This window comes from Aeromonas sp. S9(2024) (assembly GCF_041403185.1).
Lineage (GTDB): Bacteria > Pseudomonadota > Gammaproteobacteria > Enterobacterales > Aeromonadaceae > Aeromonas > Aeromonas enteropelogenes.
On sequence record NZ_JBGLRE010000002.1, the window covers coordinates 482788 to 494209 of the forward strand.

Genomic DNA, 11422 nt, shown 5'->3' on the forward strand with positions numbered 1-11422 from the left:
ACTCAGAGGGGGGGCCTTGGATAACATGCCCTCACCTCTGCGCCGCCCTTAATCCAATGAATCAACTGTTTTTTCTGGCCATGATGATGACCTCCGTGTCCGCTCCGAATCTGGATCTGGACAGGGAGCAGCTCTCCGTCGACCTGCAACAGGCTCAGTCCCTGGTGTTGACCGATCCGGCCAGATGCGTCCAGATCACCTCCGCCTTCCTGACGCGTGCAGCCAACAATCCCCAGCAGATCATCAGCAATCGCCAGGAGTTCGGCTATCGCGAACCGCTCCTGAGCTACAGCAATATGACGCAGAATATCAGTGCCAATCTGCTCAAGGGGAAGTGCCTGCTGCAGCTCGGTCAATATCAGGCCACCCAGCAGGCGCTCGACACGGCCATCGCGCTGGCGGAAAAAGAGCAGCAACCCGAACTCAAAGCCCATGCGCTCTATCTCAAACTGCGCAGCCTGGAGCGCATGCCGGAGCAGCAGGGTAATCGGCAACCCCTGCTGGAACAGCTGGACGGCCAGCTGGCAGCCCCTCTTCTCAAGCAGAGTCAGTTGCAGGTATACAGCCGTCTGCTGCGTACCAGTTACGATATCGAGCAGCGGCAGTTTGAAGGGGCCAAGGCCCATCTGGCCGAGGCCAGAACCTGGGCGGCCAAGTCCACCAATCCGCTCGCCAGCGCCTGGGTCAGCGCCATCAGTGGTGATCTCTATCGCGCCCTGCAACAACCCCAGCTGGCGCTCGGTGAATATATCGATGCCCAGCAGCGCGCCAGGAACCTCAACGCCCCCCTCTTCCTCGGTCTCTTGTCGAACCAGATCGTCAAGCTCTATCAGGAGGAGCAGGAGCCCCAGAAGGCGCTGCAATATGCCAATGAGGCGGCCAACTATTTTCACTCCATCGGCAACCGTTCGCTGCTGTGTGACTCCCTCATCGTGCTGGCCCGTCTCAACCGCGATCAAAATGATCTCAACATGGCGCTGGTCTACTTCTTCAACGCGCTGGATCTGCTGGATGAAGGCACCAACCGGGCACAGGCCTCCCTGCTGAAGTACGAGATCGGCAAGACCTACCTGTACAGCGGCAATCTTTCGCTGGCCGGCAACTACCTCAACGCGGCACGTCAGTCCCATGAGCTGAACGATGCCAAGGAGCCGCTGATCGACACCCTGCTGTTGCTGGGGGAGCTCTATCTGAAGAAGCAGGAAGCCGCCATCGCCATCTTGCAGCTGGAAAATGCCAGAACCCTCTCCAGCCAGATTGGTGACACTCGCCGCCAGTACGAGGTGTTCCGCCTGCTCTCCCTCGCATATGAACAAAAGGGTTATCTGCGCCAGGCCCTCGACAGCTACAAGCAGTTCCATCGCCTGGGTGAAGAGGTGCGCCAGCAGGAGCTGGCCCTGGAGCAGGCGGCCATTCGTGACAACTATGTTCAGGTTGAACGGGCTCAGCAAATCAAGGAGCTGGAGCAGCGCCTGAGCAACAGCCAGCACCAGCAGGAGCGCTACCTCTGGTCGAGCATCACCACCAGCCTGCTGCTGGCGCTCTTCATCTACCTCTTCTTCACGCTCTGGCTCAAGCTGCGTACCGCCCGCCTGCAGGTCAAGCGTACCGGTGAGGCCCTGCAGATCGAGCCACGCTCCGGCCTCGCCAACTGGCAACGCCTGATGAATCGCTGGCCGCGAGAGATGGCCAAACGCCAGTTGAAATCGGAACGCTGGTTCCTGAGTGAAGAGCCCACCAGCGAATTTGACGACAAGCTGCACTACCTGCTGTTCCGGGTCCCTTTCCTGATCAACGCCCTGGAGCATCACGGCTATCAGGCCAGTCGCGAAATAGAGCAGGCCTTTGGCACCTATGTCGACACCCTGACCCCCCAGGATGGCCGTATCTATGATCTGCGGGAGGGCCATATCCTCTATGTGGTGCCCCAGCGTCACGTCGCCAATCTGCATCAGCTGGCTGGCGACCTGCTGGCGTCCATCGCCGCCTTCCCCTGCGAATATCCGCTGGATCGCCAGATAAGCCTCGGGATAGTGAGTCACCCCTTCCTGCCAAAGGCGGCCACCGCGCTGGATCACAACGGGCTGTTCGATCTCTGCTATCTCGCCCTGTCAGGAGCCATTCAGCTCAGTGAAAAATGCCAGGAAAGTGCCTGGCTGGAGCTGGCTGCCATCGATTGCCAGCAGGCGGCATTTTTTAATGGGGATGTGTGGCAATGCGGCTTGATGGCGATTGACAAGGGATTGGTAAAAGTCAATTCTTCTCATGAAAAGCAATGGGTTAATTGGCCCCGACTTGCAAGGACGCAGGCACCAGTTGACCAATAAAAACATAGATAACAGACGAGGCTCGAAGCGAGGTTCGACCACGGTTGCTATCCAACATAAAAAACAAGAATGACAACAGGGCGACCTGATAATGAACGACATCGCTGCCGTAACAGGACAATTGGCCAGACTCAGGGAGTCCCTCCAGCAGAAACAGCTGGAGCTTGACGGTCTTCTCTCTTTCTCCGATGCGGAACGCATCCGCAGCATCCAGTTCATCAACAAACTGATGCTCTCCTGCCGTGGTTTCGATCGGGAACTCGACAACCGGTTTGCCCGCCTGAAGCAAAAACTCGACGGCAATCCATCCTACACCTCGCTGGATGCCGACCTGCTCGCCATCGAAAAACTGCTGCAACAGCACAGCAATGCCCTAGAAGAGTCGATGAACCTGACCCAGGCGGCCATCGAACTCGGTTCCAAGCAGCTCAAAACCATCAAGGGCTTCCCGGAAGAGACCCGCAAATCCCTCAAGGAGTTTCTGGCAAGCCCGGCTGGTTACGGTATCGCCGACCACCAGAAGAAGGTGATCAAGCTGCTCGAATTCTATCAGCAAGCGATCAAAATCCAGTTGCTGCCAAGCCAGCCACTGCTAGTCAAACCAGCTCCCCAGGCGTCAGAGAGCGAAGATCATCATCAGGCACCACATGACTCTTTCGATTTCAAGGATCATGCCCGTATCGCTGACGAGCTGCAGCGCCTCATCACGGAACTCGATTTTGCCGGCGCCATCGGCGAGAGCCTAGGAGATATCCGCCGCCAACTGCTGCTTGGCATAGCCCCTCACCTGCTGGCCGAGACCTGCATGCAGGTGATCGAGCTTATCATCGAGGGCACCCGTGAGGAGCGCAAAGCCTCTCGGGCATTTTTGAGCACCCTCAACGAGAGCCTGTCTGCGGTTCACGTCGGCTTTACCGAATCGCTGGATGAAGGGCGTGCCCTGCAAAACGAGACCAAAGAGACCCGGGAGGCGCTGGTCAGCGAATTGCAGGCCATCGATCACTCCCTGGCCAGCCACCAGACTCTGGAGGCTCTCAAAGAGGCCATCTCCAGTCATATGGGAGCCATCAATCTGCTGCTGCAGGAGCGGGAAAACACCGCTGCCCGTGAGCGTCACCTGCTCACCCGCCTCTCCACCATGGAGTCCAAGCTGCGGCTGATGAAGGAGGAGACCGCCGAATACAAGAAGCGGCTCACCATCCAGAAGCACAAGCTGTTCCTCGACAGCCTGACCCAGGTTCACAACCGGGCGGCCCTCGACGAGCGGCTGGAGCAGGAGTACAAGCGCTGGTTGCGCTACCGCACCCCGCTGTGCATGGCGATCATCGACATCGATCACTTCAAGCACATCAATGACAACTACGGCCACATGGCCGGCGACAAGGCGTTGAAGGTGGTCGCCAAGGCCCTGCAGAGCACCCTGCGCGATACCGATTTCATCGCCCGTTTTGGCGGTGAAGAGTTCGTGGTGCTGCTGCCCAACATCAATCCGGACAAGTTCCAGAAGCCGCTGGAGGCCCTGCGCCAGACCATCAAGAGCATCCCGTTCCGGTTTCGTGATGCCAAGGTGGAGATCACCATCTCCATCGGTGCCACCCTGTTCCAGGATGGTGACAACCCCTCGGACGTGTTCGAACGGGCCGACAAGGCGCTCTATCACTCCAAGAACAATGGCCGGGATCAAGTGACACTCGCCTGAGGCGGCTAAAAAAACAGCAAACGCAACTCATCCCTATTCCCCTTCCCCCTGCCTTGCCACTACTATCGAACTCAGGGGATGCACAAGCATCCCCCTTTTCTCCCCAGGGAAAACACAACGATAACAAGCGAGTGAAAGGGGAATTTATGATTACGCACATCAATCCCGTTGGCAGCATGGACCTGCTGTCACAGCTCGAGGTGGATCGCCTCAAACAGACCGCCTCTAGCGATATTTATCAGCTGTTTCGCAACTGCTCACTGGCGGTACTCAACTCGGGCAGCCATACCGACAGCTCCAAGGAGATACTGGAGCGTTTCAAATCCTTCGATATTCATGTGATCCGGCGCGAGCGCGGGGTCAAGCTGGAGCTGTTCAACGCCCCCGAGCACGCCTTCGTCGATGGCGAGATCATCCGCGGCATTCAGGAACACCTCTTCTCCGTACTGCGCGACATCCTCTATGTCTCCAACCAGCTGGAGTCCAACCGCCAGGTCAACCTGACCAACTCCACCCATATCTCCAACGTGGTGTTTGCCATCCTGCGCAACGCCAAGGTGATCCAGCCCGGCGCCGATCCCAACCTGATCGTCTGCTGGGGCGGTCACTCCATCAACGAGATCGAGTACCAGTACACCAGGGCCGTGGGCAACGAGCTGGGGTTGCGTGAACTCAATATCTGCACCGGTTGTGGCCCGGGTGCCATGGAGGGTCCGATGAAGGGCGCCGCCGTCGGCCACGCCAAGCAGCGGGTGCGCAGCGGCCGCTATATCGGCCTGACTGAACCCTCTATCATAGCCGCCGAGCCGCCCAACCCCATCGTCAACGAGCTGGTGATCCTGCCGGACATCGAGAAGCGCCTGGAGGCCTTCGTGCGCCTCGGTCACGGCATCATCATCTTCCCGGGCGGCGTCGGCACGGCGGAGGAGCTGCTCTACCTGCTCGGCATCATGATGCACCCGGCCAACGAGCGCCAGCCCATGCCCATCGTGCTGACCGGTCCGAAGGAGAGTGCCGACTACTTCCGCGCCATCGACGACTTCATCAAGGCCACCTTGGGAGAACCGGCCACCAAGCTCTACCGGATCATCGTCGGCGATGCGCCCGAGGTGGCCCGAGTGATGAAAGAAGCGATGCCGAAAATTCGCGAATACCGCAAATCGGTCGGGGATGCCTACTCCTTCAACTGGTCCTTGCGGATAGAGCCCGAGTTCCAACTGCCGTTCGAGCCGGATCACGCCAGCATGGGGGGCCTGGATCTGCATCGCAACCAGCCCCCCCAGCTGCTGGCAGCCAATCTGAGGCGCGCCTTCTCTGGTATCGTCGCAGGCAACGTCAAGGAGGGGGGCATTCGCGCCATCGAGAAGAAGGGCCCCTTCAAGATCCATGGCGACAAGGAGCTGATGCACCTGATGGACAGGCTGCTGGAGAGCTTCGTCAAACAGCAGCGGATGAAGCTGCCTGGCAGCCAGTATGTGCCCTGTTACGAGATAGTGCGCTGACGGCCAATCAAGCCTGCTGATAGGCAGATCAAGATGACAAGCGGGGGCGTATCGGCCCCCGTTTTTATCCCCTGCTTGCCGCGCGGGCCATGGAAGGGCTGCCATGACTTCCGTCAGTTGTTACAATGTGGCGCCCCGACAGCCAAGAGTGCCCCATGTCAAATCTCAGGCCACACCTGCTCATCATCGACGCCCTCAATCTCATCCGCCGTCTGCATGCGGTGCAAGCCCAGCAGGCCCTGACTCCCGCCCAGGCCCTCGTCGCTACCCGCGCCAACCTCGTCAATACCTGCCGCAAGCTGCTGGCCGCCAGCAAACCCACCCATGTCATCGCAGTCTTTGACGGAGAGAGCGATGGCGAGGTCCACAGCTGGCGCAAGGAGGTCTACCCGGCCTACAAGGAGGGGCGCACGCCAATGCCGACCGAACTGCGTGAAGGGCTGGGAGAGCTGCAGGATGCATTCTGGGAGTGTGGCGTGGACGCCCTGCTGTCCGAGACCGACGAGGCGGACGATCTGGTTGCAACCCTGGCTTGCGGCATTGCCAGGCGCGGCCATCAGGCCACCATCATCTCCACCGACAAGGGGTTTTGCCAGCTCATCTGCCCGCAGATCCGGATCCGCGACTACTTCAACAAGCGCTGGCTCGATGCCGCCTTCGTCCAGCAGCACTACGGGGTGGCGCCGACCCAACTGGTGGATTTCTGGGCGCTGACCGGGGTGAGCGGCTCCAACATCAAGGGAGTCCCCGGCATAGGCCCCAAGACAGCGACCCAGCTGCTGCAACAATATGGCGATCTGGCTACCCTGCTGACGGCTTGCCAACAGGAAGAGGCCCCCAAGGCCCTGCGCAAGCTGCAGCAGCATCAGGAGGAGGCCCTGCTGGCCCAGCGGCTGGTCCGGCTGCAACAGGATATTCCACTGGGATTCAACCTGCGGGATATCCGTTATCCGCCACAACCCGAGTGACTGGTGCACACAAATTGCCGGTCGAGGGCGCGAACCATGACACGACTCACCCACCTCGTTGAGGAAATTGAGTAAAATGTAAAGGAATCTGGTTGGTTTGCTGAGTAAATGATATAAAACAGCCCCATCCTCCCCTACTCCCTGGAAGTGGAACCCTCTCATGTCCAAAACAAAAATTACCGTGATCCCCGGCGACGGCATTGGCCCCAGCATCATCGAATCGGCTATCCAGATCCTGAACCACGCCGGCTGTGACTTCGAATACGACTACGCCGATGCGGGCCTGACCGCCCTCGAAAAACATGGCGAACTGCTGCCCCAGGCGACCCTGGATCTCATCGAGAAGAACAAGGTCAGCCTGAAAGGGCCGCTCACCACCCCGGTCGGCGGCGGTTTTACCTCCATCAACGTCTCCCTGCGCAAGAAGTTCAACCTCTACGCCAACGTCCGCCCCGTCATCTCCTTCAAGGGCACCAAGAGCCGTTACGACAACATCGATATCATCACGGTCCGTGAAAATACCGAGGGGATGTACTCGGGTGCCGGCCAGAAGCGTAGCGACGACAACCAGAGCGCCGAGGCAATGAGCATAGTGACCCGTGACGGAGCCGAGCGCATCGTCAAGTTCGCCTTCGAACTGGCCCGCCAGGAAGGGCGCAAGAAGGTCACCATCATCCACAAGGCCAATATCCTCAAATCCACCTCAGGGTTGTTCCTGGAAGTGGCTCGCGAGGTTGCGGCACGTTATCCGGACATCCAGAGCGAGGAGATGATCGTCGATGCCGCCTGCATGAATCTGGTGATGTACCCGGAGCGTTTCGATGTAATGGTCACCACCAACCTGTTCGGCGACATCCTGTCGGATCTGTGCGCTGGTCTGGTCGGGGGCCTAGGCATGGCACCTGGTGCCAACATCGGTGATGGCGCCGCTATCTTCGAAGCGGTGCACGGTTCGGCCCCGGATATCGCAGGCAAGAATATCGCCAACCCCACCTCGGTGATCCTCGCCTCCATCCAGATGCTGGAATACCTCGGCATGCAAGATAAAGCCGAGCGCATTCGCGAGGCGGTTCGCGCCACCATCGAATCCGGCGACAGGGTTACCCGGGATCTTGGGGGCAGCGCCTCCACCAGTGAATTCACCCAGGCCATTATCGATCGCCTGTAAGCTAATTCATTGATTTTAAAAGGGAGCCTCGGCTCCCTTTTTTATGCTCCAGACAACTTTCCCCTCTTCTTGAGAGCAACTATGTTCAATAGAGAAGAAGAACAGGGAGAGTTTTTCATGTACGGGTATTGGCGCTTTCTGGTTCCGGGTTACCTGCTGTTATGGGGCTCTGTCTCTGCCTTCGAGCAGACGTTGCCGACCCAGACCGCCAGATTGCCGCAGCAGGAAAAGCGGGCCGCCACCGAGGTGTGGCGCTCCAGTCTGGATACCAATGACCTGCTCAAGGCTCCCAAGCCGCTCTCATTCGGGATCGATGTCGCCACTGACAACTATGGCAACCAGAGAGTCACCTCCTACCCGCAGCTCAACCTGACACCGGAAAAGAGTGTCAGCCTGTCGTTCGAGCGCTACAAACCCAGGGTCAAATTCCAGGCCGGTGGCATGCACACCGCCATCAAGCTAAGAGGGGATGGCGTCAAGATGCAGTTCAATCCGGTCGACAAGACCATTCCGCTGCAGATCGAGCTGAAAGTGACCGACGACGAATCCTCCCTGCGCGTCGACTACCGCTTCTGAACCTGTCGCATTTTTGCAGATAAAAAAAAGCCGACGGGCAACCCCGTCGGTCCTGGCATTATTTCCGTATGTTACGGCTGATATTCCGTCTCTATCACGCCTTGGGTTCGAGCTTGGAGACCCAGTACTTGTTGTAGACGTGCACCGTGATCTCTTCGCGATCGTGGTAGAGCTGCTTGGCCTGAATGATGAAGCCGCCGTCGATCTCCGCCAGCAGTTCACGCAACACCTGGATGTTGTGCACCGCCTCGGCGTAGCGCTTCTTCATCGGCAGCTTGAGGTTGAACATAGCTTCCTGGCAATCGCCCTCGCGGAACCAGTCGGCGATCATGTGGGTCACCCGTGCCGGCTTGTCGACCATGTCACACACCAGCCAGTAGATGTTCTTCTTGCTGGGACGCCAGACAAAGCCATCATCGCGGATGTGCTTGACCTGGCCGGTATCCATCAGGGATTGCGCCATCATGCCGTTGTCCACCGCGGTCACCATCATGTCGCGACGCACCAGCTGATAGGTCCAGCCGCCCGGGCAGGCACCGAGATCCACCGCCTTCATGCCGGAGCGCAGCCGCACGTCCCACTCTTCCCGCGGTACGAACACGTAGAAGGCCTCTTCCAGCTTGAGGCTGGAGCGGCTCGGCGCATCGGCCGGGAAGCGCAGGCGCGGGATCCCCATGTGGAAGGCGGAGTTGTTGAAGGAGTAGGAGTAACCCAGCAACACATGGTCGTTGGCCAGGAAGAAGGCGTGGAACACGGGGCGGTTCGGGGTCTCCTTCTTGGTCAGGATCTCGTTGCTGCGCAACGCCTGGCGCAGCGGCACGGTGAATTTGCGGCAGAAGGCCGACAGCTCTTTCGCCTCGTTGGTATCGGCGGTTTCCACCCGCAGATCGCCGCAGATGGCGTAGTCGCGGGTCGCCTCCAGGATGGGGGTGATGCGATCGGACAGATCCAGATCTTTGAGCTCGCAGGTCACCACCAGCATCTGGCGGATAAAGATGAGCTCGCGAAATGGCAGCTTGCGCGCCAGCAGATCAGCTTCGTCCTCGCCATAGCATTCGAAGATGATGTAGCCACTGTCGTCCTTGACCCGGGCAAAGCCATAACACTGCATGTTAGTGGCTCGTTCGGTGATCTCTGCCGCCGCCTCTTTCTCAAAACCGGGGCGGCAATACAGCAGCAGATTATTCATTTTTTCCTCCAAGACGACAGCCAGCCCAGATCAGGGCCGCCCATCCCAACATAAAACAGAGGCCACCGGCCGGGGTAATAAGCCCCAACCCCTTGCTGCCAAGCAGCACCATGGCATAAATACTGCCGGAGAATCCCAGGATCCCCAGCACAAACGCGGTGCCAGCAAAGGTGATCACCTTGCTGCGCACGCCGCACCAACCCAGCACCAGCAGGGCCAATGCGTGAAAAAACTGATATTGCACGGCGGTATTGAAGGCCGCCAGGCGCTCGGGCGTAATGCCGGTCGCCGCCAGGCCGTGGGCACCATAGGCGCCCAGCATGGTGGCCGTCAGGCCAAAGCAGCCGGCCAGTACCAGCCAGTGTCGGTGGATCTGCATCCCAACTCTCCTTGTGTTCCCGCTCGCTGTCCTCAACCCTGTACCGGGGGGTTGGTGACAAAGCGCCTTATCTCGTTCGCTGCCTGCTGCAGGTTTTCCTGTTCACTCACGCCACTCGCCTTGCGCGGCTTGAAGCCATGATCACCATCGGTCAGCCAATGGACCGATACGGCGGAGGAGAAGGGGAAATCGACCAGTTCGGCACGGCTGCCAAAGGTGTCACGCTCCCCCTGCAGCAGCAGGGTTGGCGTGGTGATCTGCTTGAGCACCTCGCCCCGCCAGCACTCGGGCTTGGCCGGGGGGTGGAAAGGATACCCGAGAATGAGCAATCCTGCAGCATTCATCTCGCCCGCAATCTCGGCCGCCATCCGCCCGCCCATGGACTTGCCGGCCAGAAACAGTCTGGGGTGGGCAAACTCCCGCACCATCTGGCGCCAGTGCTCGAGCAGCGCTGGCTGACGATCGGGCGGACGACGCTTGCCATCCCGGGCCCGTTTGATCATGTAGGGGAAGTTGAAGCGCACCACCTCGATATCGGGCCCGGCCAGCAGACGGGAGAGTTCGGCGAGAAAGGCGTGTTCCATACCGGCGCCGGCTCCGTGGGCCAGCAAAATGCGAACGGGGGCGTCACTCGCCCCCTCCCGGATCACCTCATGCATCGGCAAGCCTTGCCCGGCGACGGGCCTCTTCCTGTTCCACCAGCTCCAGCATCCAGTCGCGGAAGGCGACTATCTTGCCCTGATCGGACTGCTGCTCCTGGCACACCAGGTAGAAGGCGTTCTTGCTCACCAGTACCTGCTCGAACGGGCAGATGAGGCGACCGGCCTCGATCTCGGGCTGGGCCAGCACGCTGTGGCCAAGGGCCACCCCTTGTCCATGAATGGCCGCCTGGATCACCATGGTTGAGTGGCTGAAGATGGGCCCCTGATTGACGTTGGGGGCATCGATGTCGAGCTGGCGGAACCAGGCCTTCCAGTCCCGTCGCGAGGTGTCGTGCAACAGGGTATGCCGGGTCAAATCGTCCGGCGTGCGTAGCGGTTTGGGGCCGGTCAGCAGCAAGGGAGAGCAGACCGGGATCAGGTATTCGGTATGCAGCTTGTCACAGCGCAATCCGGGCCAGTTGCCACGGCCGTAGTAGATGGCTACGTCCACGTCATCGGTGAGCGATCCCTCGTCCATATCGACGGCCTTGATCCGCACGTCGATATCGGGGTGACGCTCGCTGAATTTGACCAGCCTGGGCACCAGCCACTGGATGGCAAAACTCGGCTGCAGGCTGACAGTGAGCGCCCCTTTGGCACTGCGCGCCAGCAGCTTGTCAGTCGCTTCCGAAATGGAGGCAAAGATATCCTTGATATCGAGGAAATAGCCCTGTCCCTCCTCGGTCAGCAACAAGGAGCGATTCTTGCGACGGAACAGCTTGATGCCAAGATACTCCTCCAGCGCCTTGATCTGGTGACTGATGGCAGCCTGAGTCACAAACAACTCTTCTGCTGCACGGGTAAAGCTTAAGTGACGGGCCGCTGCTTCAAACGCCTTGAGGGCATTGAGCGGGGGTAAACGACGAGACATGACACCAGCCGACGATGAGTTTTTCTAATGGGGCGCATTATA

General features: G+C 59.4%; 10 protein-coding genes. 6 read left to right on the forward strand and 4 right to left on the reverse strand.

The window, feature by feature from the left end; genetic code table 11:
• Window positions 1–56 precede the first annotated feature (56 nt).
• The 6 genes from ACB028_RS05440 (at window position 57) to ACB028_RS05465 (ending at window position 8240) form a co-directional block, all read left to right on the forward strand.
• Window positions 57–2327, forward strand: a complete 2271-nt coding sequence (locus ACB028_RS05440; protein ID WP_371143701.1) for a hypothetical protein — start codon at window positions 57–59, stop codon at window positions 2325–2327.
• A 91-nt stretch (window positions 2328–2418) separates the two neighbouring features.
• Window positions 2419–4026, forward strand: coding sequence for a diguanylate cyclase (locus ACB028_RS05445; protein ID WP_223378770.1), 1608 nt, complete (start codon window positions 2419–2421; stop codon window positions 4024–4026).
• Window positions 4027–4172: 146 nt separating this feature from the next.
• Window positions 4173–5528 (forward strand): nucleotide 5'-monophosphate nucleosidase PpnN, encoded by a 1356-nt coding sequence (gene ppnN, locus ACB028_RS05450; protein ID WP_042027984.1) that lies wholly within the window; start codon window positions 4173–4175, stop codon window positions 5526–5528.
• 155 nt (window positions 5529–5683) lie between these two features.
• The gene (gene xni / locus ACB028_RS05455; protein ID WP_371143702.1) at window positions 5684–6496 is read left to right on the forward strand and encodes a flap endonuclease Xni; all 813 of its coding nucleotides are present in this window, start codon (window positions 5684–5686) and stop codon (window positions 6494–6496) included.
• A gap of 160 nt (window positions 6497–6656) precedes the next feature.
• Window positions 6657–7664 (forward strand): isocitrate dehydrogenase, encoded by a 1008-nt coding sequence (locus ACB028_RS05460; protein ID WP_042073186.1) that lies wholly within the window; start codon window positions 6657–6659, stop codon window positions 7662–7664.
• A 117-nt stretch (window positions 7665–7781) separates the two neighbouring features.
• Window positions 7782–8240: a hypothetical protein gene (locus tag ACB028_RS05465; RefSeq protein ID WP_338611051.1), complete on the forward strand. Its 459-nt coding sequence runs from the start codon at window positions 7782–7784 to the stop codon at window positions 8238–8240.
• A 94-nt stretch (window positions 8241–8334) separates the two neighbouring features.
• On the opposite strand, the gene rlmM is transcribed toward ACB028_RS05465, so the two are convergent.
• The 4 genes from rlmM to ACB028_RS05485 are packed head-to-tail and all read right to left on the reverse strand — an operon-like array spanning window position 8335 to window position 11380.
• Window positions 8335–9429 (reverse strand): 23S rRNA (cytidine(2498)-2'-O)-methyltransferase RlmM, encoded by a 1095-nt coding sequence (rlmM, locus tag ACB028_RS05470; RefSeq protein WP_371143703.1) that lies wholly within the window; start codon window positions 9427–9429, stop codon window positions 8335–8337.
• Window positions 9422–9808, reverse strand: coding sequence for a DUF423 domain-containing protein (locus tag ACB028_RS05475; RefSeq protein ID WP_225634249.1), 387 nt, complete (start codon window positions 9806–9808; stop codon window positions 9422–9424). Before ACB028_RS05475 ends, rlmM begins: the two co-directional genes overlap by 8 nt.
• Window positions 9809–9840: 32 nt before the next feature.
• Window positions 9841–10467 (reverse strand): alpha/beta fold hydrolase, encoded by a 627-nt coding sequence (locus tag ACB028_RS05480; protein ID WP_371143704.1) that lies wholly within the window; start codon window positions 10465–10467, stop codon window positions 9841–9843.
• Window positions 10460–11380, reverse strand: a complete 921-nt coding sequence (locus ACB028_RS05485) for a transcriptional regulator GcvA (protein WP_042027993.1) — start codon at window positions 11378–11380, stop codon at window positions 10460–10462. The genes ACB028_RS05480 and ACB028_RS05485 overlap by 8 nt, the downstream gene beginning before the upstream one ends.
• Between the last annotated feature and the right edge of the window lie 42 nt (window positions 11381–11422).